This is a genomic window from Kribbella sp. CA-247076 (assembly GCF_050942445.1).
Lineage (GTDB): Bacteria > Actinomycetota > Actinomycetes > Propionibacteriales > Kribbellaceae > Kribbella.
In genome coordinates this window covers 6769233-6790962 of sequence record NZ_CP192051.1, presented here as the reverse complement: position 1 = coordinate 6790962, position 21730 = coordinate 6769233, and the positions used below count along the sequence as shown (strand labels likewise).

Below are 21730 nucleotides of genomic sequence, written 5' to 3'. Positions count from 1 at the left end.
TCAGTCATGTCCGAAGACGTCGCCAAGGCCGATCCGCCGGAGAACCGGCCGGTCGACACGGTGCCCACGGCCGGGAACGGTCACGGTCACCGCCACCTCGGCATCGCGCTCGCGCTGATCAGCATGGCGCAGCTGATGGTGGTGCTGGACGGCACCATCGTCAACATCGCGTTGCCGCACATCCAGAACGACCTCGGCTTCAGCAACGAGAACCTGCCGTGGGTGGTGAACGCCTACGCGCTCGCGTTCGGCGGCCTGCTGCTGCTCGGCGGCCGGATCGGGGACATCGTCGGTCGCCGCAAGGTGTTCGTCTTCGGTGTCGTGCTGTTCGGGATCGCCTCGCTCGTCGGCGGTATCGCCCAGAGCGAGAGCGTGCTGCTGATCAGCCGGATCCTGCAGGGCGTCGCCGCCGCGGCCGCCTCGCCGAACGCGCTGGCCCTGATCACCACCACCTTCCCGGCCGGCAAGGAGCGCAACCGGGCGATGGGTGTGTACGCCGCGATGTCCGGCGCCGGCGCGGCCGTCGGCCTGATCCTCGGTGGCGCGCTGACCGAGGCGGACTGGCGGTGGACCTTCTTCATCAACACGCCGATCGGCCTGATCGTCGCCGTACTGGCGTTCCGGTTCCTGGGCGAGTCGCCCCGGCAGACCGGCAAGTTCGACCTGCCCGGCGCGATCACCGGGACGCTCGGTCTCACCTCGCTGGTCTACGGCCTGACGCACGCGGCCACCGAGGGCTGGGGTGACGCGGCGACGCTGACCTACATCCTCGGCGGTCTCGCGCTGATCGGGATCTTCCTCGGCATCGAGGCCCGGTCCCGGCACGCGTTGATGCCGTTCCGGATCCTCGCCAACCGGACCCGGGGTGTCAGCTTCTTCGTGATGCTGGTCGTCGGTGCGGCGATGTTCTCGATGTTCTACTTCCTCGGGATCTACGTGCAGAACATCATGGGCTACAGCGCGATCCGGACCGGCTTCGCGTTTCTTCCGTTCAGCCTCGGCATCGTCGCGGCCGCCCAGGTCGCCTCGTCGCTGGTGTCGCGGATGGACCCGCGGTGGATCTCGGGTGCCGGTGGCGTGCTGGCGGCCGGCGGGATGTTCGGATTCAGTCAGCTCGAGGTCGACTCGACGTACTGGGCCCACCTGCTGCCGTTCGTCCTGCTGCTGTCGTTCGGCATGGGCCTGATCTTCGTGCCGCTCACGCTGACCGCGGTCAGCGGCGTCGCCCACGAGGACTCCGGGGTCGGCTCCGCCGTACTGAACACGGTTCAGCAGATCGGTGGTGCGGTCGGCCTGGCGCTGCTCGGCACGATCTCCACCAGCGCGATCAAGGACCGGTTCACCGAGCTCGCCCCCGAGCTGCAGAAGGCGGCGCAGTCCGGCTCGTCGCCGGAGCAGCTGAGGCAGCTGGAGGGTCAGTTCACCGCGGTGGCGACCACGCACGGGTTCACCCGGGCGTTCCTGTGGTCCACCTTCCTGATGCTGGGCGCGGCCGTGGTCACCATCGTCGGCCTGTCGATCAAGCACAAGGACCTGGCCACCGACGGCCAGTCCGGTCCGGTGCACATGGGCTGACCGCCGTCGGTCGGCCGAACAGCCCGAAGGGCCCGCTTCCCGGGAGGGGGGAAGCGGGCCCTTCGTCTTGGTCCGGTCGCGATCAGCGCGGAGGGAACCTGGAGGAGACCCAGTCGCGGACGCCGCCGAGGCCGTCGCCCATGTCGCGGAGCAGCTTGGCCAGCGGGTCCTGGGAGCGGGCGAAGGCGTCGGAGTACGACTTGGCCGCGTTCTTCGCCTCCTGCGACATCGAGGCGGTGGCGTCGTCCTGCCGCTTCGGGTAGGTGCCGGAGACGATCTGGGTGTACTCGCCCTCGTCCACCCAGCGGCGCAGCTCGTGCGCCCGGATGACGGCCAGCGGGTGCGACTGTGCCTCGAGCAGCAGCAGCTTCAGCACGCTGTCCCGCAGGTCGCCGGCGCTCTCGTACTCCGTTCCCTGCGCGAGGAACGCCGTGGTGTCGAGCTCACCGAGCTGACCGCCGCTGGCCAGCTTCATCTGGACCCGCAGCGCGACCGCCGGGTCCTGGACGGCGAGCAGGCCGGCGCGGTCGCCGGAGAGCTCGGCCTTCCGGGACCACTCGTGCAGCGCGGCGATGATCGCCCGGAGCCCGAGTGCGCCGATCGGCATCCAGTTCAGCGCGCCGGTCAGCCGCATCAGCCAGAACAGCAGTGACTGGTAGAGCGCGTGCCCGCTCTGCGCGTGGCCGAGCTCGTGCCCGAGGATGAACCGGAGCTCCTCCTCGTCCAGCCCCTGCAGCAGGGCGCTGTTGACCACGATGAACGGCCGGTCCATGCCGATGGTGACGGCGTTCCAGATCGGGCTGTTGGTGATGTACAGCTCCGGGAGCTGGCGTACGTCGAGCGTCGTACCGGCCTCGGTGTAGAGCCGGTGCACGGTCGGGAACTGCCGCTCGTCGACCCGGATCGCCGAGCCGAGGAACTGCAGCCGGAACGCCCGTTCGTTGATCATCCCGGACAGCTTCCGCAGGACGAAGTCGAACCCCTTCAGCTGCCGCAGCGCGACCAGGGCACCCCGGTCCGCCGGATGCTCCCAGGCCCGCGAACTGATATCCGTCAACGTGGCGCGCTGCCGCGTTGGCCGCTCTTCGTGCTCGCTCATCGCTCCCCCTGCCTCGGCGTCGTGTCCGTCCAACCTAGCTCGCTCCCGGGTCGCCGTGGTCTCAGCACCCACGCGGCCCCGAGCCCCGGCAGCCAGCTGACCGGCACCCCGACCCACCCCAGCCCGGCGTCGAGCAGCGCACCCATCAGGCCCACCGTGCCGATCGTCGCCCACAGCCAGTACCAGAGCGCGTTCCACCCCGGGTACCGCGTGGCCCGCCGATGCCCGACAACCGCCAACGCAACCGTCGCCGGCAACGCCGCGCCGACCCCCAGCAGCACCAACATCCCCAGCAGCACGGCCACCTCAGCCGGCGTGAACTCGATCGGTCCCATCGGAATCATGACCCGTATGCTCCCGCCCACCGCCCACGTGACCGAGCGTAGGAATACTCAAATGGGGCTCTTAGCATCTAGCCTGGCCCGCATGAGTGAGGTTGATGGGGTGTGTCGCGAGGTCGATCGGCGCGACGACAAGGCGCGGGCGTGGGTCGCGGAGGCGATCCGGATCGTGGACGCCGACGCGAACCGGAGCGCGGACACGCACCTGCACGTGTTCCCGATGCCCGAGCTCATCGGCGTCGACCTGTACCTGAAGGACGAGTCCGTGCACCCGACCGGCTCGCTCAAGCACCGCCTGGCCCGGTCGCTGTTCCTGTACGCGCTGTGCAACGGCTGGATCCGCGAAGGCACCACCGTGATCGAGGCGTCCAGCGGCTCGACCGCGGTCAGCGAGGCGTACTTCGCCCGGCTGCTCGGGCTCCCGTTCATCGCGGTGATGCCGCGCTCGACCAGCCAGGAGAAGGTCGAGCTGATCGAGTTCTACGGCGGCCGCTGCCACTTCGTCGAGCGGTCCGGCCAGATCTACGGCGAGGCGAAGCGGCTGGCCGAGGAGACCGGCGGCCACTACATGGACCAGTTCACGTACGCCGAACGCGCCACCGACTGGCGTGGCAACAACAACATCGCGGAGTCGATCTTCGGGCAGCTCAAGCTGGAGCAGCACCCGATCCCGACCTGGGTCGTGGTCGGCGCCGGCACCGGCGGGACGTCGGCCACCATCGGGCGCTACGTCCGTTACCAGCGCTACGACACCTCCGTCGCCGTCGTCGACCCGGAGAACTCGGCCTTCTTCCCGGCGTTCGAAGCGGGCGACGACGACTTCTCCACCGGCCGCCCGTCCCGGATCGAAGGCATCGGCCGGCCACGGGTCGAGCCGTCGTTCGTCCTCGGCGTGGTCGACCGGATGATCTCGGTCCCGGACGCGGCCTCGATCGCCGCGATGCGGTTCTGCTCGCGGGTCACCGGCCGGCTGGTCGGCGGGTCGACCGGCACGAACCTGTGGGGCTCACTCCGGCTGGCCGAGGAGATGCGCCGTACGGGCGTCCGCGGCAGCATCGTCACGCTGCTGTGCGACAGCGGCGAACGCTACGGCAACACGTACTACGACGACGCCTGGCTCCGCACGAACGGCATCGACATCGCGCCGTACCTGACCACCCTGGAAACCTTCGCCACCACCGGCCGCTGGCGCGAACCAGCTGCCTGATCAGCCGACCCACGCGTGAGGGGAACTATCCGCCGAGGGTGAGGCCGAGGGCTAGGCCGGTGGCGTACAGGAGTTCGGTGAGGCCGGTGGATTTGAGGACTGGGATTAGGGCGGGGCCGACAGCGTCGCTGGTGACGATCCGCACGGACTTCACCGCTAGGGGGAGGGCGATCAAGGCGAGCAGGGTCCACGGGGTTGCGAGGGCTGAGATTGCCGCGAGGATGAAGGCGAGGGCTACGAGGGCGGCGTACAGTTGGCGGGACCGTGCAGGTCCCAGGACCACGGCCAGCGTGCGTTTGCCGGTGACTGTGTCGGTGGGGATGTCGCGGAGGTTGTTGGCTACCAGGAGAGCGCAGGCGATCGAGCCGATCGCGACCGCGCCAGCCAGCGCCGTCCAGTGCAGCGCCTCGGCCTGCACGTACGTCGTGCCCAGCACCGCGACCAGGCCGAAGAAGAGGAAGACGCTGACTTCACCAAGCGCGCGGTAGCCGTACGGGCGCTTGCCGCCGGTGTAGAACCACGCACCGACCAGTGAGGCCGCCCCGACGACCAGCAGCCACCACGTCGAGGTGGCGCACAGGATGACGCCGAGTACGGCGCCCACTCCGAAGCAGGTGAAGGCTGCGGTCTTCACCTGTCCCGGGGTGGCGACGTTGGAGCCGACCAGGCGGAGTGGGCCGACGCGGTTCTCGTCGGTGCCGCGGATGCCGTCGCTGTAGTCGTTGGCGTAGTTGACGCCGATCTGCAGGGCCAGGGCGACGCCGAGGGCGAGCAGGGCCTTCCACCAGACGAAGCCGTCCAGGTAGACGGCCGCGCCGGTTCCGACGAGGACGGGGGCGATCGCGGCGGGCAGCGTCCGTGGGCGCGCGCCTTCGATCCACTGGGCAGGGGTGGCCATGACTGCCGATTCTGTCAGCCACACGCCGGGTCCAGGTGACCGGCCCGTACGCTCGGTGCTGACATGTCTAGCTTGCGCCTGGTCCCCGGTACGCCGGATGCCGTGCTGTCCGCGCTGTCCGCCGTACTGGACGGCACGGGTACGCCGTTCGCGCCGCTGCCCGCGGATCCGGCCGCCGCTGCGCGGGTCCGGCAGGCGGCCGCGCCGGACGAGCCGCTCGAGGACGACTGCGCCGTGGTCCTCACCACCTCCGGGTCGTCCGGCGAGCCCAAAGGAGTCCTGCTCTCCAAGGAAGCGCTGATCGCGTCCGCGACGGCCACCCACGACCGGCTCGGCGGACCGGGCCAGTGGCTGCTCCCGATGAAGCCGTACTACGTCGGCGGCCTGCAGATCCTGACCCGCTCGGTCGTGGCCGGCCTGAGCCCGGTGATCGCCGGCGAGAGCTTCACCGAGTCCGCACAGCGAATGACGGCCGAACGCCGCTATACCGCGATGGTGCCGACCCAGCTCGCCCGCTACCTCGACACCGACGCGGACGCGCTGCGCTCGTTCGACGCGATCGTCATCGGCGGTGCCGCGACCCCAGCCCCGTTGAAGGCCCGCGCGGCCGAGGCCGGGGTGACCGCGATCCCGGCGTACGGCATGACCGAGACCGGGAGTGGCTGTGTGTACGCCGGCCTGCCGTTGGAGGGTACGTCGATCGCGCTCGACGACGGCCGGATCCTGATCAAGGGCACGACCCTGTTCTCCGGATACCGGCTGCGACCCGAGCTGACCGCAGAGGTATTGCGCGACGGCTGGTTCCGGACGCAGGACCGGGGTGAGTTCGTGGACGGGCGGCTACGAGTGATCGGCCGGGTGGACGACGTGGTCATCTCCGGCGGGGTCAACGTCACGCTGCCGACCGTCCAGGCCCGGTTGCTCGAGCACCCGCGAGTAAAAGATGCCGTGGTTCTGGGCGTCCCGGACGCGGAGTGGGGCAGCAGAGTGGTCGCCTTCGTGGTCGGTGAAGGCAGCCGAGACGAGTTACGTGACCACGTGGCCGAAACACTGCCGCGCGCCTGGGCCCCGCGCGACGTCATCCACCTGGACGCCCTGCCGATGCTTGCCTCCGGCAAGGTTGATCGGCAGCGCCTGCTGGACGGTGTGCGGTGATCACGTACTCGATCGGCCTGAAGAACAAGTTCCGCGGCATCACCGTGCGCGAGGGCATGCTCTTCGAAGGCCCGGCCGGCTGGGCCGAGTGGAGCCCGTTCCTCGAGTACGACGACGCCACCTGCGTCCCCTGGCTGCGGGCTGCGCGCGAGGCGGCCGTCGACGGATGGCCCGCGCCGCTGCGGAACGTCGTACCGGTGAACTGCACGGTGCCCGCCGTCGGTCCCGAGAAGGCAGCCGAGATCGTCCGGGCGTCCGGCTGCCGCACGGCGAAGGTCAAGGTCGCCGAGCCGGGCCAAACGCTCGACCACGACCTGGCACGGGTCGAGGCCGTGCGGGACGCCATCGGTACCGGCATGGTCCGGATCGACGCGAACGGCGGTTGGTCGGTCGACGAGGCCGTGAAGCACCTGAAACAGCTGCAGCGCTTCGACCTCGAGTACGTCGAACAACCCTGCGCGGCCGTGGAGGATCTCGCGGCCGTCAGACGACGCACCGACGTACCCGTGGCCGCGGACGAGTCGATCCGGCGGGCCGAGGACCCGTTGCTGGTGAAGAAGCTGGAGGCGGCGGACATCGCCGTACTCAAGGTCCAGCCCATCGGCGGGGTGGGCGCCTGCCTGGAGATCGCCGACCAGATCGGGTTGCCGGTCGTGGTGTCGTCCGCGCTCGAAACCTCGGTCGGCATCGCCGCCGGCGTCGCCTTGGCCGCAGCCCTGCCCGAGCTGCCGTACGCGTGCGGCCTGGCCACGGTGTCGATGTTCACGAGTGAGGTCGTCGCCGACCCCCTGCTGCCGGTCGACGGCTTCCTGCCGGTCCAGCGCGTGCAGCCGGATCCGGCATTGCTGGAGGCCGCACGAGCGGACGCGGCCAGGACTGCGGTGTGGGAAGAGCGCATGAGCCGAGTGCAGAAGAGGAGTGCCGGATGAACCCGTCCACGGCGTTCGCGACGGTGGTGGTCGACGAGCTGATCCGCTGCGGCGTACGGGAGGCCGTGGTGGCGCCGGGCTCGCGCAGCGCGCCTCTCGCGCTGGCCTTCGCCGCCGCGGATCGCGAGGGCCGGCTGCGGCTGCACGTCCGGATCGACGAGCGTACGGCGGGCTTCCTGGCGATCGGGTTGATCCGCGGCAGCGGTCTCCCGGTTCCCGTGGTGACGACCTCCGGTACGGCGGTCGCGAACCTGCACCCGGCCGTCCTCGAGGCCTGCCACAGCGGGCTGCCGCTGATCGTGCTCAGCGCCGACCGCCCACCCGCGTTGCGGGGGATCGGCGCCAACCAGACGACCGACCAGCTGAAGGTGTTCGGGTCCGCGGTCCGGTTGTTCCACGAGATGGGTACGCCGGTCCGCGAGGTCGGCCAGGTCGCGTACTGGCGCTCGCAGATCGCCCGGGCCGTGGCCAATGCGGTCGGCGCACGGTCGGCGGACCCCGGGCCGGTGCAGCTCAACTGCCCGTTGGCCGAGCCGCTCGTGCCCACCGACGGACCGGACTGGCCCGAGCCGTTGGAAGGCCGCAGCACGGGTCCGTGGACCGCGATCCACGCGGCCGTCGGACAACCGTCCGCCGTCCAGCCCGGGCCGAAGACCGTGGTGGTCGCGGGCGACGGTGCGTCGCAGGCGGCGCGGTTGGCGGCGGAGGCCGGTCGGTGGCCCTTGTTCGCCGAGCCGTCCAGTCGCGCCCGGACCGGGCCCGCGGTCGTCTCAGCGTATCGTTTGTTGCTGCAGGCAAGTTCTTTGGCCGGGGAGATCGAGCGGGTGCTGGTGTTCGGCCACCCGACGCTGTCGCGGCCGGTCTCGAAGCTACTGGCTCGGCCCGACGTCGAGGTGATCGTCGTGTCCCCGACCGGGCACTGGCCGGACGCGACCCGGCGCGCGGCGGCCGTGATCACCGGACTCGAGGTCGCCGGCCCGGACACCACCGACTGGCTCGAGCGCTGGCAGGACGCCGACCAGGCGGCCCGTCCCGTGATCGACAAGGTGCTCGCAGACGGCCTGACCGGACCCCGGATCGCGGCGATCGTGGGTGCGGCGGCCGGTGCCGACGGCATGCTCGTGGTCGCCTCGTCGAACCCGGTCCGCGACCTCGACCTCGCTCCGGTCGTCCCGATCCGGACGATCGCCAACCGCGGCCTGGCCGGGATCGACGGGACGATCTCGACGGCGGTCGGCGCCGGGCTGGCGAACGCCGGGCCGACGTACGCGTTGATCGGCGACCTCGCGTTCCTGCACGACGCGAACGGTCTGATCATCGGTCCCGACGAGGCCCGGCCCGACCTGCGCATCGTCGTCGTCAACGACAACGGCGGCGGGATCTTCTCCACGCTCGAGCAGGGCGACCCGACGCACGCGACGCACTTCGAGCGGGTGTTCGGGACGCCGCACAACACCGACCTGTCCGCGCTCTGCGCGGCGACCGGCACTCCTTACACGCTGGTCGAGACCCCGGACGCACTGCGCGCCGCGCTGGCTCCGACCGTCGCCGGGATCGACGTGATCGAAGCGCGCGTCGAGCGGACCACGCACCGGCCGCTGACCGAGGCGCTGGTGGAGGCGCTCAAGCAGCAGTAACCCGCACCGGCTCCTCGACCGGCACCGTGGTCTTGGGCTTCCGCACCGGGTGCAGGGTGCGGAGGTGGTTCAGCAGCGGGGAGATGATGGCGATCACCAGCGCGGTCGTGGTCAGGATTGGGATGGTCGCGCCGCGCAGCGAAGAGTTGAGCGGCGCGGCGATCGTGAAGATCAGGCTGACCGCCGTGATGGTCACGACCAGCCGGCGGCCAGGGCGGGCGACGGCCAGGAACGGCAGGCACCAGAGGAAGTACCAGTCGTGGGCGCTCGGCCCGAGCAGGACGACGGCCAGCAGCGCGATACCCACGGCCCGTGCGGCGTGGTGGATCGACGACCGCAGACTCAGGACGGCGATCAGCGTGACGGCCGTGACCATCCCGACCAACCGGACGATCTGCAGCGCCTGCTCGGCCGCGGTGTCCTCACCCAGCCACCCGAGGACGCCGGACGCCGCCATGCCGATCAGGTTCGCGATCGAGAACGGCGAGCGCACCAGCCCGGGTACGTCGAGCGCGCTCAGCCACCCGGATCCGACACCGGTCAATTCGCCGATGGTCACCAACGTCAGCACCGAGGCCGCCCCCGCGATCGCCAGACTCGCGAAGCGCAGTGCCCGCCCGGCCAACGGGCTCATCACCGCGGCGATCGCGATCACCACGAGTCCGCCCGGGAGCTTCACCGCGGCCGCGGCACCCGCCACGACGGCCGCCGTACCCCACCGGCCGGTCAGGGCCAGCGCGAAGGCGCTGCAAGCGAGGCCGAGCATGAGTACGTCGTTGTGCGCGGCACCGATGCCGTGCATGATCAGCATCGGGTTCGCGACCACCAGCCAGGTCGCGAAGACCGGGTTCACCCGGCAGGCGGTCGCCAGCCGCGGCACGGCCCAGGCGATCAGGACGATGCCCACGACGGCGAGCAGCCGGTGCGCCAGCATCAGCACGTACGGGTCCATCGTGACTCGTGCGAGCAGACCGCCGTACGCGAGCGGCAACGGCCCGTACGGCGCCGGCGTCTGCATCCACATCGGGTCGACCGCCTCGACGATGTGGCCGGACAGTACGCCGGGGCCCACGTCGTACGGGTTGTAGCCCTCGGCCACGAGTGCACCCTGGGCGGCGTAGCTCCACGCGTCCCGGCTGAACAGCGGCGGGATCAACAACAGCGGCGCGCACCAGTAGGCCGTCATCCGGACCAGCGGCGGCTTGAGGCCGGCCATCACCTGACGGCCCACGGTCAGCCAGGCCCAGGCCATCAGCCCGAGCCCGGCGACCATGAACGACAACCCGACCATCCGGCCGGGCAGACTGGCCCGCAGGTCGCCGGTGACCGGGAACGACGCCACCCACGAGGAGGGCGGCACCACCGACGTCACCAGGCTCGCCACGGCGACTACGACACTGCCGACCACGCCTCGGACCATCGGCGACCGCATGGCCGGAGGCTAACGCCGCCGGGCGACACCCCGATGAACAACGGCTTACCTACGCGGATTCCTTGCGGAAGGTCCGGGCGCCGACGGCGAGTCCGACGGCCGTGAGCAGGACGACCCAGAACAGGCCCCACAACGACGCACTGTTGTCGATGTCGCCGCGGAACAGCGCGCGGACGCCGTTCACCACGTGCTTGAGCGGACTGATGTCGGACAGTCGCTGCAGCCAGGTCGGGCCGATCTGCATCGGCAGCAGGATGCCGGACAGCAGCAGCAGCGGCATCGCGATGCCGTTCAGCAGCGGCGCCAGCGCGTCCTCGCTCTTGGTGATCAGCGCGACCGAGTACGACAGCGAGGCGAAGGTCGCGCCGAGCAGGGCGACGATCACCAGCGACAGCAGTACGCCGCTCCACGGTGCCCGCAGACCGAGCGGGATCGCGGCGATCAGCAGCACCAGCGTCTGCACGACCAGTACGACGACGTCCCGCAGTACCCGCCCGGCCATCAGGGCCATCCGGGACGCCGGCGTGACCCGGTCGGCCTCGATCACGCCGGCCCGGTACTCCGCGATCAGGCCGAAGCCCACGAACATCGCGCCGAACATGCCGAGCTGGACGATCAGGCCGGGAATGAACACCTGGTAGGCGTTCGTGGTCGCGCCCTCGCTGATCTGGGCGGTGATCGGCTTCAGCAGCGGGCCGAACAGGAACAGGTACATCAGCGGCTGGCTGAGCATCAGGATCGCCCACATCGGGTTGCGCAGCGTCAGCCGCATCGCCCGGTGGAACACGATCCAGGTTTCGCGGAGGGTGTTCACGCCACCGCCTCCTTCGCGGGCTCAGCCGGCGTCTCCTCGTCGCGCAGCGATCGGCCGGTCATAGTCAGGAACACGTCGTCCAGTGTTGGCCGGTGCACCTCGACGCCGTTCAGCTCGATGCCCTGGGCATCGATCTGGCGGAGCAGGCCGGGCAGCACCGAGCCGCCGCGGGGGATCCGGAAGCCGACCACGTCACCGTCGGTCTCGATCTCGACCGCGCCGTCCAGCTCCTGCACGATCTTGCTGACCGCGGGCGCCTGGGCGGCGTCGGCCAGGCTCAGCCGGACGCCGTCGCCGGAGACCTGCTGTTTCAGCGTGTCCGGCGTACCGGAGGCGACGATCTTGCCGTGGTCGATGACCAGGATCCGGTCGCAGAGCGCGTCCGCCTCGTCCAGGTAGTGGGTGGTGAGGAAGATCGTCGCGCCGCGGTCGCGCAGGCCGCGGATGTGCTGCCACAGGTTCGCCCGGGCCTGCGGGTCGAGACCGGTGGTCGGCTCGTCCAGGAAGATCAGCCGCGGGTCGTGGACCAGCCCCATCACGATGTCGAGCCGGCGCCGCTGGCCGCCGGACAGCGTCTTGCACTGCCGCCGCCACAGGCCGGCCAGGTCGAGCTCCTCGAACAGCCGCTGCCCGTCCGCGGCCGCCTTGGCCTTCGGTACGCCGTACAGCCGGGCGTGGTCGACGACCTCGTCGCCGGCGATCGCCTCCGGCAGGGTGGAGCCGCTCTGCGGCACGTAGCCGATCCGGCGCCGTACGCCGACCGGGTCCTTGGCCAGGTCGCAGCCGGCCACGGTCGCGGTGCCCGCGGTCGGCGTGATCAGGGTCGCCAGCATCCGCATCGTGGTGGTCTTGCCGGCCCCGTTCGGCCCGAGGAAGCCGACGATCTCCCCGTCGGCGACGTCCAGGTCCACCCCCTGGACGGCCTGCACCGGGCCCCGTTTGGTCTTGAAGGTGCGCACCAGTCCGCGCGCTTCGATCATCATGCGGCCAGTGTCAGCGATCAATCTTGAATAGTCAATGTTGATTAATCTGCGATCCGCTGAGCAGCGGTTCAGTGGGACGGCGGCCGCGGGATCTCGCCCCAGTGGGTGATCATGCCCGGGTAGGGGGCCCAGTCGGCCGGTTCGCCGCCGAACGAGTAGTCGCCGGCCACGATCCGCTCCCGGAACGACCGGGTCCACTCGAGCTCACCACGGTCGCGGGCGGCGGTGATCCGGAACATCTCGATCACGTGGTTCGGCGTACCGGGGTCCTCCAGGACCTGCCGCTCCGCGAACGGCTCGGCCTTCTGGCGCTGCTCCAACTGCGTGATCCGCGCTTCGAGGGCGGCCAGCACCTCGTCCCGCTGCAGCGACCAGAGGAAGCTCAGCGTCACCATCATCCGGTCGGGGTGGAAGCCGTCGACGTTCCAGAGCATCTGCCGCAGCAGGGAGAAGTACTCGGTCTCACCGTCGCTCGTCAGTTTGTACGACGTACGCCCGGGGCGGCTGCCCTCGTCGAGCTCCTGCAGGTAGCCGTGCTTGGCCAGCGTGCGCAGGCCGGTGTAGATCGAGCCGGGGTTGATGTTCGCCCAGTCCTGCACGTTCCAGGTGAGCAGCTCGCGACGCAGCTGGTACCCGTACGCCGGCTGGAAGATCCGCACGACGCCGAGCAGCAACAACCGCGTGGTGGACATAGCCGCAGTGTAAATCCGGGCGACCGCCACCGTCCGCAGGAGTAGTCTCCGCAGGCATGGACGTGCGGGTGACGAGCGACGCGGCCGCCTTCGAACGGACGGTCTTCCCTTTCCTGCAAGCGGATCCGGTGCTGCACACGATCATCATGACCAACGTGCACCAACGGGCCATCGGTCCGTCCGAACAGGAGCCCGGGTACTACGTCTCGGTGCACGAGGGTGACGTGGTCGGGGCGGCGATGCGCACGCCGGGCCGGCCGGTGTACCTCGGGGCGCTGCGATCGGAGTACGCCGAAGCCGTCGCCGACGCGTATCTCGACGTACTGCCGGAGCTCGGTGGCGTGGCGGGGGATCGGCCCGCGGTGGAGCGATTCGCGGACCGGTGGTGTGCGCGGCGCGACGTCCGCGCGATCGAGACCAAGGCGACCCGGTTACACAAGCTCGGCACGCTGACGCCGCTGTCCGCGCCGGGGTCGGCCCGGCTGATGCGTGACGGAGACGTCGACCTGGTTGCGGGCTGGGCGCGCGACGGCTTCCCGGAGGAACTCGGCGACGTCGAATGGGCCGAGGAACAGCTCGCGTCCGGGAGCATGTGGATCTGGGAGGTCGACGCCGAGCCGGTGAGCATGGCCGGCTACCACCTACCGGTCTACGGCGCCTGCCGGGTCGGCCCGGTCTACACCCCACCCGAACACCGCCGCCGCGGGTACGCCGGCGCCCTCACCAGTCACGTCACCGCTCACATCCTTGCCGCAGGCAACCAAGCCTGCCTCTACACGGATCTGGCCAACCCCACCTCAAACAGGATCTACCACCAAGCCGGCTACCGCCCCGTCGCCGACTTCGTCGACCTGCAGTTCACCGCCTGACCCGGGTCAGGCGAGCTCCGTGGATTCGCCGGGGGTGAGGGGGAGGTACGGGCGGCCGCCGAAATCGGTGAGGAAGCGCTTGAGCATGCCTTGGCTGACGGGGCTGAGGAGGGCGTCGTGGATGCCGACGGTCTGCTGGGACTCGACGGTCCGGGCGTACTCGATGGCCGGCGGGAGTGAGAACCACGGGCCGGAGATCGGGACCAGGTTGGTGTGCACCGGGCGGTCCGGCCGGGTGAAGGAGTCGCCGGGATGGTAGACGGCGTCCTCGATCAGGTAGCCGACGTTCTCGCACGGAACCCCCAGCTCCGGCAGGATGATCGCGTGGTCCTTGCCATAGGCACGGACCGCGAACCCGGCCGCTTCGAACGACTGCCCGTCCGCGACCACGCTCACCCGGTCGCCGAGATCCGTGAGCTGAGCGGCCACCCCGGCGTTCGTGTACACCGGTACGTCGAGCGCCGACAACCGGTCGACGTCCAGGTGGTCGGGGTGCTCGTGCGTGACCAGCACCGCGTCGGCGCGCTCGAAGGCGGCGTCCTCACTGAACGTCCCCGGGTCGACGAGCAGGACCTTGCCGTCCTTCTCCAACCGGACACACGCGTGCGCGAACTTGGTGAGCTTCACAGTCAGTCTCCCAACGCGTCTCTCATCGGAACCAGCTTGGCGTTCGTCTCGGCCAGCTCGGCGACCGGGTCGGAGCCGGCCACGATGCCCGCGCCGGCGAAGATCCGCATCCGCCGCGGGTCCTCCGGGTCGGCCTGGCCGCAGCGCAGGGCGATGCACCACTCGCCGTCGCCGGCCGCGTCCATCCAGCCGACCGGTCCGCTGAACCGGCCGCGCCGCATCCCCTCGATCTCCCCGATCAGGTCCCGGGCGAGGTCGGTCGGCGTACCACAGACCGCGGCCGACGGGTGCAGCGCCGCGGCGAGCCCGAGCGCGGACGCGCCGTTCGCGGCGACCCCGGCGACGTCGGTGGCGAGGTGCATCACGTTCGGCAGGTGCAGCACGAACGGCGTCTCCGGCACGTTCATCGACGTACAGTGCGGCTCGAGCGCGTCGGCGACCGACCGGACCGCGAACTCGTGCTCCTCGAGGTCCTTGCTGGATCGCGCCAGCGACGCCGCCAGCGCGAGGTCGTGCGCGTCGTCCCCGGTACGGCGGATGGTCCCGGCCAGCACCCGGGACGTGATCAGCCCCTTCTCCCGGCGGACCAGCAGCTCCGGCGTGGCACCGATCAGCCCGTCGACGGCGAACGTCCAGCAGTTCGGGTACGCCGCCGCGAGCCGGCGCAACGGCCAGCGCAGGTCGATCGGCTGCTCGGCGATCGCGATCAGGTCGCGAGCGAGCACCACCTTGTCGAGCTCGCCTGCGGTGATCCGCTTGATCGCGTCCGCGACGATGCTCGACCAGTCCGTCCCGGACCGCGCGCCGTCGGCGAACGCGACGTCGTGCACCGGCGCGGGCTCGTGGTGCACCAGGTCCGGCGGCGCGGCCAGCGAGGACGCCGGGGAGATCGTGGTCACCCAGGTGGTCCCGCCGCGGCGCCCGACGATCACCTCGGGCACGACCAGCTCACCCGGGTCGTCGTCGGTGAACCCGAACGACCCGAAGCAGACCAGTCCGGACCCTGGTACGCCGACCTCGTCGCGGACCACCGCGGCCGCGACCAGCTCCTTCCACCAGGACACGGCCTCCCCGAAGCGGTTGCCACCGGCAACGTCGAGGCGGGCGGCGACGCCCCAGCCGACGTGACCGTCGGCACGCCGTACCCAGGCCAGGGCGCCCTCGGTGGGCAGGTGGTCGATCAGCTCGGCCGACACCCCGTCGACCCGCTGACTGCGAACGACCAGCTGGGGAGCCTGGCTCCCGACCGGCTCAGACAAGCTCACCGCACCACTCCTCGCTCACCGCGCGACCCCGGGTCCCGATGGCCGACCGCTGCCCTGGAGATGCACTCACGAGATGCAAGCGTATGCCTGCCCGGTCACCGGTCGTTTCCGGCGCCCGCCGTACCCGTGATGAACTAGACAGGTGACCCGCGCAGATCTGTCCAAGGAACCGCAGGCCGTTGCGGCCATGTTCGACAACGTGGCCGAGGGGTACGACCGGACGAACGCGGTGGCCACGATGGGGCTGGAGAAGGCGTACTGGCGGCCGCAGACGTACGCCGAGATCGCGCCGCGGAAGGGGATGCGGATCCTCGACCTGGCCGCCGGGACCGGGGCGTCGAGCATCAGGTTGCGCGAGGCCGGCGCCGAGGTGGTGTCGTGCGACTTCTCGGTCGGCATGCTCCGGGTCGGCAAGCGGCGGTACCCCGAGCTGGACCTGATCGCCGGGGACGCGCTGCGGCTGCCGTTCGCCGACGGCACGTTCGACGTGGTGACGATCTCGTGGGCGCTGCGGAACGTGAACGACGTCACGGTCGCCCTGGAGGAGATGCTCCGGGTGACCCGGCCGGGCGGGCGGCTCGTCGTCCTGGAGAACTCACACCCGACCTGGAAGCCGTTCCGGATCGCGTACCTGGAGTACATGATGCGCGCGGTGCCGGTGGTGGCGAAGGCGGTGTCGACGAACCCGGAGGCGTACGAGTATCTGGCCGAGTCGGTCCGCGCCTGGCCGGCCCAGGAGCCGCTGGCCCGGACCATCGAGGCCTCGGGCTGGACCAGGGTCCAGTGGCGCAACCTGACCGGCGGCCTGGTCGCCATTCACCGGGCCGTCAAGCCCACCTAATTTCGCAAGGAAAACAGCGCATAAATCGGTTGCTGCCAAGGGATTCAGGGCCGGTTTCGTGTCCGCGTCAGGCAGTCCTAGACTGTCGGGTGACGAGGCTTCGTGAAGCGATTCACGAGCGCACCAGCCCCCTACTTCCAGGCCGGGAACCGAGATGAGCCAGAGCGTGCCGAGCGGGCAGCCAGCGGAGACCGCTGACGTGATCGTCGTCGGCGCCGGACCCGCGGGCTCGGCGGCGGCCTACCACCTGGCCAACGCCGGACTCGACGTCCTGCTGCTGGAGAAGACCGCGTTCCCGCGGGAGAAGGTGTGTGGCGACGGGCTCACCCCGCGCGGCACCAAACAGCTCATCAACATGGGCATCGACATCTCCGAGGACGCCGGCTGGATCCGCAACTACGGCCTGCGCATCCAGGGCGCCGGGCACGTGCTGCAGCTCGACTGGCCGGACCTGTCCAGCCACCCGAACTACGGCCTGACCCGGAACCGGATGGACTTCGACGACCTGCTGGCCCGCCAGGCCGTCAAGGCCGGCGCCCGGCTGCGCGAGCGGACCAATGTGTCCGGCCCGGTCCTGGACGACCGCGGTCACATCGTCGGCGTCACCGCCAAGCCGGTCGACGACAACGGCCGGCGGGCCGGGGCCGACCTGGAGTTCCGCGCGCCGCTGGTGATGGCGGCCGACGGCAACTCGTCCCGGCTGAGCATCGCGATGGGGCTGCACAAGCGCGACGACCGCCCGATGGGCGTTGCCGTCCGCACCTACTTCACCAGCCCCCGGCACGACGACGACTACCTCGAGTCGTGGCTGGAGCTGTGGGCCGACGACCCGCAGAATCCGGGGCAGCGCAACCTGCTGCCGGGCTACGGCTGGATCTTCGGGATGGGCGACGGCACGGTCAACGTCGGCCTCGGCATCCTGAACACCTCCGAGGCGTTCGGCAAGGTCGACTACTCGGACCTGTTGAAGCAGTGGCTGAAGAACACTCCGGAGGAGTGGCAGTTCCGGGACGAGTTCCAGACTCTGCCGATCCGCGGTGCCGCCCTGCCGATGGGGTTCAACCGGCAGCCGCACTACACCCGCGGCCTGATGCTGCTCGGCGACGCCGGCGGCATGGTCAACCCGTTCAACGGCGAGGGCATCCCGTACGCGATGGAGTCCGGGGCGTTCGCCGCCGAGGTCGCCGCCCAGGCACTGCGCCGGCAGCCGAACCAGCGTGAACGCGCGCTGTCGGCGTACCCGAAGGCGCTCAAGCAGGAGTACGGCGGCTACTACACGCTCGGCCGGATCTTCGTGAAGCTGATCGGAAATCCGGAGGTGATGCGGCTGTGCACGAAGTACGGTCTGCCGCGCACCACGCTGATGAAGTTCACCCTGAAGTTGCTGGCCAACCTCACCGACCCGCGCGACGGCGACGTGATGGACAAGATCATCAACGGCCTCACCAAGGTCGCCCCGGCCGCGTGACACCGGCGGGGCGAGTGAGATGAGCCACAGCGGTACTGATAACACAGTGTCGTTCGGAAACGCAGACAGACAGACCACCGGCTGAAGGAGGGAGCACGAACCCGATGCACCCTTACGTACCGATCCTCGTTCTCGGTGTGCTCGCGGCGATCTTCGTGGCGGGCACCTTGGTGACGAGCGCGCTGGTCGGACCACGGCGCTACAACCGGGCCAAGCTCGACTCCTACGAGTGCGGGATCGAGCCGACCCCGCAGCCGGTCGGTGGCGGGCGGTTCCCGGTGAAGTACTACATCACCGCGATGCTCTTCATCGTGTTCGACATCGAGATCATCTTCCTCTACCCGTGGGCGGTCGCCTTCGACCAGATGGCGCTGTTCGGGCTGATCGAGATGGTCATCTTCATCGTCACCGTCTTCGTCGCGTACGCCTATGTGTGGCGGCGCGGCGGTTTGGAATGGGACTGAGCAATGGGTGTTGAGGAACAGCTTCCGGCCGGCGTCCTGCTGACCACGATCGAGGGCCTGTCCGGCTACATGCGGAAGGCCTCGTTGTGGCCGGCAACCTTCGGGCTGGCCTGCTGCGCGATCGAGATGATGACCACCGGCGCGCCGCGGTACGACGCCGCCCGGTTCGGCATGGAGGTCTTCCGGGCGTCGCCCCGGCAGGCCGACCTGATGATCGTGGCCGGCCGGGTGAGCCAGAAGATGGCCCCCGTCCTGCGCCAGATCTACGACCAGATGCCGAACCCGAAGTGGGTGCTCGCGATGGGTGTCTGCGCGTCGTCGGGCGGCATGTTCAACAACTACGCGATCGTCCAGGGCGTGGACCACGTCGTCCCGGTCGACATGTACCTGCCCGGCTGCCCGCCGCGGCCGGAGATGCTGCTGGACGCGTTCCTCAAGCTGCACGACGACATCCAGCACAGCAAGCTCGGCGCCAACAAGCGGGCGGAGCTGCAGGAGCGCGAGGCCGCCGCACTGGCCGCCTCGCCGACGCTCGAGATGAAGGGTCTCCTCCGGTGAGCGAGCACCAGCCCGAGAATCTTCCGGCGACCTCGCCGGCCGGCGACGCTCAGACGCCGGCGGCCGAGGTGGTCGACCAGCGGCAGGGCATGTTCGGGGTCCGCGGCACCGGTGACACCTCCGGCTTCGGCGGTCTGCGCCGCCAGGTCGCCCTGCCCGGCGGTACGCCGAAGCCGTACGGCTCCTGGTTCGACGGTGCCACCGAGCGGCTGGAGAGCCTGGTCGGCGACGGCGCGATCGAGAAGGTCGTGGTCGACCGCGGCGAGCTGACCCTGCACGTCCAGCGCGAGCGGCTGGTCGAGGTCTGCAAGCACCTGCGCGACGACGAGGCGCTGCGGTTCGAGTTCTGCTCGGGCGTCAGCGGCGTGCACTACCCGAACGAGACCGGCCGCGAGCTGCACGCGGTCTACCACCTGATGTCGATGACCCACAACCGGCGGATCCGGCTGGAGGTGTCCGCCCCGGACGCCGACCCGCACATCCCGTCGATCGTCTCGGTCTACCCGGCCAACGACTGGCACGAGCGGGAGACCTGGGACTTCTTCGGCATCATCTTCGACGGTCACCCGGCGCTCACCCGGATCCAGATGCCGGACGACTGGCCGGGGCACCCGCAGCGCAAGGACTACCCGCTCGGCGGTATCGACGTCGAGTACAAGGGCGCCGTCATCCCGCCGCCCGACACGCGGAGGTCGTACAACTGATGACCACTACTGATCCGTACGCGACCACTCGCGACACCACCGAGGGCAAGGTCTTCACCGTCACCGGCCAGGACTGGGACTCGGTCGTGGCCGGCCTCGGCGAGGAGCCCGAGGAGCGGGTCGTCGTCAACATGGGCCCGCAGCACCCGTCCACCCACGGCGTGCTCCGGCTGATCCTGGAGCTCGAGGGCGAGACCGTGACCGAGGCCCGCTGCGGCATCGGCTACCTGCACACCGGCATCGAGAAGAACATGGAGTTCCGCTCCTGGACGCAGGGCGTGACGTTCTGCACCCGGATGGACTACCTGTCGCCGTTCTACAACGAGGCGGCGTACTGCCTCGCGGTCGAGCGGCTGCTCGGGATCGAGGACCAGATCCCGGAGAAGGCGAACGTGATGCGGGTGCTCCTGATGGAGCTCAACCGGATCAGCAGCCACCTGGTCTGCATCGCCACCGGTGGGATGGAGATCGGCGCGCTCACCGTGATGACGATCGGCTTCCGTGAGCGGGAGATGACGCTCGACCTGTTCGAGCTGATCACCGGCTTGCGGATGAACCACGCGTTCATCCGGCCGGGCGGCGTCGCCCAGGACCTGCCGCCGGGTGCGCTGGACAAGATCCGCGAGTACATCACCTGGATGAACAAGCACCTGCCCGAGTACGCCGAGCTGTGCAACGCCAACCCGATCTTCAAGGCGCGGCTGCAGGACGTCGGCTACCTGGACCTGACCGGCTGCATGGCCCTCGGCATCACCGGGCCGCCGCTGCGCTCGACCGGGTACGCGATGGACCTGCGCAAGACCCAGCCGTACTGCGGGTACGAGACGTACGACTTCGACGTACCGACCTGGGACACCGCGGACTCGTACGGTCGCTTCCGGGTCCGGCTGCAGGAGATGCACGAGTCGCTCAAGATCGTCGAGCAGTGCGCCGACCGGCTGGCGAAGATGGAGGGGCAGCCGGTGATGGTGGCCGACAAGAAGATCGGCTGGCCGAGCCAGCTGGCCGTCGGCACCGACGGGATGGGCAACTCGCTCGACCACATCAAGCACATCATGGGCGAGTCGATGGAGGCCCTGATCCACCACTTCAAGCTGGTCACCGAGGGCTTCCGGGTCCCGGCCGGCCAGGCGTACGTGGGGATCGAGTCGCCGCGCGGCGAGCTGGGCTGCCACGTGGTCTCCGACGGCGGCACCAAGCCGTACCGGGCGCACTTCCGTGACCCGTCCTTCGCAAACCTGCAGGCGATGCCGATCATGTGCGAGGGCGCACAGGTCGCCGACGTGATCGTCGCCGTCGCCAGCCTTGACCCGGTTATGGGTGGAGTGGACCGATAGTGGGAACCGAGAACCACACGACTGCGACGCACACACCGGTGCCCTACAGCACCGGTGAGTCGAACATCACCGAGACCACGATCGCGGAGATGCGCGCGCTGGCCGCCCGGTACCCGGTCGGCCGGTCCGCGCTGCTGCCGATGCTGCACCTGGTGCAGTCGGTCGAGGGCCGGATCACCCCGGAGGGCATCGAGGCGTGCGCCGCGGTCCTCGGGCTGACCGGCGCCGAGGTGTCCGCGGTGGCGACCTTCTACACGATGTACAAGCGGCGCCCGGTCGGTGACTACCACGTCGGCGTGTGCACCAACACGCTGTGCGCGGTGATGGGTGGCGACCTGATCTTCGAGCGGCTCAAGCAGCACCTCGAGATCGGCAACGACGAGACCACCGAGGACGGCAGGATCACCCTCGAGCACGTCGAGTGCAACGCCGCCTGCGACTACGCGCCGGTGATGATGGTGAACTGGGAGTTCTTCGACGACATGACGCCGGAGTCGGCCACCCAGCTGGTCGACGACCTGCGCGCGGGCACCGAGGTGAAGTCGCCGCGCGGCGCCACCGTCTGCACCTGGCGCGAGGCCGAGCGGGTGCTGGCCGGGTTCCCGGACGGCCGCGCCGACGAGGGTCCGACCGGCGGCAAGGCGACGCTGGCCGGTCTGCGGCTGGCCCGCGAGCGGAACTGGACCGCCCCCGGCGGCCGCCAGGGTGGCGGCGACGGCGCCGCGGCCCAGGAGACGGTCTCGCCGGAGGAGGCCGCCGGGCCGCGGCCGTCCGACCAGCCCGGCAAGGAATCCCAGGCCGTGCACGCCGACGACACCCGGAAGGAGGACTGACC

General features: G+C 70.0%; 22 protein-coding genes. 13 read left to right on the top strand and 9 right to left on the bottom strand.

What is annotated here, in order from left to right; genetic code table 11:
* Positions 1-6: 6 nt before the first annotated feature.
* Positions 7-1575 carry an MFS transporter gene (locus ACQPYZ_RS32375; protein WP_433162743.1) on the top strand — a complete coding sequence of 523 codons (1569 nt, stop codon included), beginning with the start codon at positions 7-9 and terminating at the stop codon, positions 1573-1575.
* 82 nt (positions 1576-1657) lie between these two features.
* Here ACQPYZ_RS32375 and ACQPYZ_RS32370 read toward each other — a convergent pair whose 3' ends face one another.
* On the bottom strand, positions 1658-2674 hold the full coding sequence (locus ACQPYZ_RS32370) for a M48 family metallopeptidase (RefSeq protein WP_433162742.1): 1017 nt from the start codon (positions 2672-2674) through the stop codon (positions 1658-1660).
* Positions 2671-3018, bottom strand: a complete 348-nt coding sequence (locus ACQPYZ_RS32365) for a hypothetical protein (protein ID WP_433162741.1) — start codon at positions 3016-3018, stop codon at positions 2671-2673. The genes ACQPYZ_RS32370 and ACQPYZ_RS32365 overlap by 4 nt, the downstream gene beginning before the upstream one ends.
* 82 nt (positions 3019-3100) lie before the next feature.
* Between ACQPYZ_RS32365 and ACQPYZ_RS32360 the strand changes: the two genes are divergently transcribed.
* Positions 3101-4222, top strand: a complete 1122-nt coding sequence (locus ACQPYZ_RS32360; RefSeq protein WP_433162740.1) for a PLP-dependent cysteine synthase family protein — start codon at positions 3101-3103, stop codon at positions 4220-4222.
* A gap of 25 nt (positions 4223-4247) precedes the next feature.
* Here ACQPYZ_RS32360 and ACQPYZ_RS32355 read toward each other — a convergent pair whose 3' ends face one another.
* A complete protein-coding gene (locus tag ACQPYZ_RS32355) occupies positions 4248-5120 on the bottom strand; it encodes a 1,4-dihydroxy-2-naphthoate polyprenyltransferase (protein ID WP_433162738.1) in 873 nt (290 codons plus the stop codon).
* Positions 5121-5183: 63 nt separating this feature from the next.
* On the opposite strand from ACQPYZ_RS32355, the gene menE reads away from it, so the two are divergent.
* The 3 genes from menE to menD are packed head-to-tail and all read left to right on the top strand — an operon-like array spanning position 5184 to position 8841.
* On the top strand, positions 5184-6275 hold the full coding sequence (gene menE / locus ACQPYZ_RS32350; RefSeq protein WP_433162737.1) for an o-succinylbenzoate--CoA ligase: 1092 nt from the start codon (positions 5184-5186) through the stop codon (positions 6273-6275).
* On the top strand, positions 6272-7204 hold the full coding sequence (locus ACQPYZ_RS32345) for an o-succinylbenzoate synthase (RefSeq protein WP_433162735.1): 933 nt from the start codon (positions 6272-6274) through the stop codon (positions 7202-7204). Before menE ends, ACQPYZ_RS32345 begins: the two co-directional genes overlap by 4 nt.
* On the top strand, positions 7201-8841 hold the full coding sequence (gene menD / locus ACQPYZ_RS32340) for a 2-succinyl-5-enolpyruvyl-6-hydroxy-3-cyclohexene-1-carboxylic-acid synthase (RefSeq protein ID WP_433162733.1): 1641 nt from the start codon (positions 7201-7203) through the stop codon (positions 8839-8841). Before ACQPYZ_RS32345 ends, menD begins: the two co-directional genes overlap by 4 nt.
* Here the strand turns inward: menD and mptB are convergent.
* From mptB to ACQPYZ_RS32320, 4 genes are all read right to left on the bottom strand, one after another.
* Complete coding sequence (mptB, locus tag ACQPYZ_RS32335; RefSeq protein WP_433162732.1) at positions 8828-10273, bottom strand: polyprenol phosphomannose-dependent alpha 1,6 mannosyltransferase MptB; 1446 nt, start codon at positions 10271-10273, stop codon at positions 8828-8830. The two genes, menD and mptB, sit on opposite strands and share 14 nt — an antisense overlap.
* A gap of 49 nt (positions 10274-10322) precedes the next feature.
* Entirely contained in the window at positions 10323-11087 is a 765-nt protein-coding gene (locus ACQPYZ_RS32330) for an ABC transporter permease (RefSeq protein ID WP_433162730.1), read from the bottom strand.
* Positions 11084-12070, bottom strand: coding sequence for an ATP-binding cassette domain-containing protein (locus ACQPYZ_RS32325; protein WP_433162728.1), 987 nt, complete (start codon positions 12068-12070; stop codon positions 11084-11086). The genes ACQPYZ_RS32330 and ACQPYZ_RS32325 overlap by 4 nt, the downstream gene beginning before the upstream one ends.
* Positions 12071-12138: 68 nt before the next feature.
* Entirely contained in the window at positions 12139-12762 is a 624-nt protein-coding gene (locus tag ACQPYZ_RS32320) for a PadR family transcriptional regulator (RefSeq protein WP_433162726.1), read from the bottom strand.
* A 56-nt stretch (positions 12763-12818) separates the two neighbouring features.
* On the opposite strand from ACQPYZ_RS32320, the gene ACQPYZ_RS32315 reads away from it, so the two are divergent.
* Positions 12819-13631: a GNAT family N-acetyltransferase gene (locus ACQPYZ_RS32315; protein ID WP_433162724.1), complete on the top strand. Its 813-nt coding sequence runs from the start codon at positions 12819-12821 to the stop codon at positions 13629-13631.
* A 6-nt stretch (positions 13632-13637) separates the two neighbouring features.
* Here the strand turns inward: ACQPYZ_RS32315 and ACQPYZ_RS32310 are convergent, their stop codons facing one another.
* A complete protein-coding gene (locus tag ACQPYZ_RS32310; protein WP_433162722.1) occupies positions 13638-14258 on the bottom strand; it encodes an MBL fold metallo-hydrolase in 621 nt (206 codons plus the stop codon).
* A gap of 2 nt (positions 14259-14260) precedes the next feature.
* Complete coding sequence (locus ACQPYZ_RS32305; protein WP_433162720.1) at positions 14261-15523, bottom strand: isochorismate synthase; 1263 nt, start codon at positions 15521-15523, stop codon at positions 14261-14263.
* Positions 15524-15665: 142 nt separating this feature from the next.
* Here ACQPYZ_RS32305 and ACQPYZ_RS32300 point away from each other — a divergent pair, with 142 nt between their 5' ends.
* The 7 genes from ACQPYZ_RS32300 to nuoE all read left to right on the top strand — a co-directional run bounded on the left by ACQPYZ_RS32300 (position 15666) and on the right by nuoE (position 21728).
* A complete protein-coding gene (locus ACQPYZ_RS32300; RefSeq protein WP_433162719.1) occupies positions 15666-16364 on the top strand; it encodes a demethylmenaquinone methyltransferase in 699 nt (232 codons plus the stop codon).
* A gap of 154 nt (positions 16365-16518) precedes the next feature.
* Entirely contained in the window at positions 16519-17832 is a 1314-nt protein-coding gene (locus ACQPYZ_RS32295) for a geranylgeranyl reductase family protein (RefSeq protein ID WP_433162718.1), read from the top strand.
* Positions 17833-17936: 104 nt separating this feature from the next.
* On the top strand, positions 17937-18296 hold the full coding sequence (locus tag ACQPYZ_RS32290) for an NADH-quinone oxidoreductase subunit A (protein ID WP_132209850.1): 360 nt from the start codon (positions 17937-17939) through the stop codon (positions 18294-18296).
* Between the two features lie 3 nt (positions 18297-18299).
* Positions 18300-18854, top strand: coding sequence for a NuoB/complex I 20 kDa subunit family protein (locus ACQPYZ_RS32285; RefSeq protein WP_433162715.1), 555 nt, complete (start codon positions 18300-18302; stop codon positions 18852-18854).
* Positions 18851-19558 (top strand): NADH-quinone oxidoreductase subunit C, encoded by a 708-nt coding sequence (locus tag ACQPYZ_RS32280; protein WP_433162714.1) that lies wholly within the window; start codon positions 18851-18853, stop codon positions 19556-19558. The genes ACQPYZ_RS32285 and ACQPYZ_RS32280 overlap by 4 nt, the downstream gene beginning before the upstream one ends.
* The gene (locus tag ACQPYZ_RS32275) at positions 19558-20895 is read left to right on the top strand and encodes an NADH-quinone oxidoreductase subunit D (RefSeq protein WP_433162712.1); all 1338 of its coding nucleotides are present in this window, start codon (positions 19558-19560) and stop codon (positions 20893-20895) included. The genes ACQPYZ_RS32280 and ACQPYZ_RS32275 overlap by 1 nt, the downstream gene beginning before the upstream one ends.
* Before the next feature lie 89 nt (positions 20896-20984).
* Complete coding sequence (gene nuoE, locus ACQPYZ_RS32270; protein ID WP_433169807.1) at positions 20985-21728, top strand: NADH-quinone oxidoreductase subunit NuoE; 744 nt, start codon at positions 20985-20987, stop codon at positions 21726-21728.
* Positions 21729-21730: the final 2 nt, after the last annotated feature.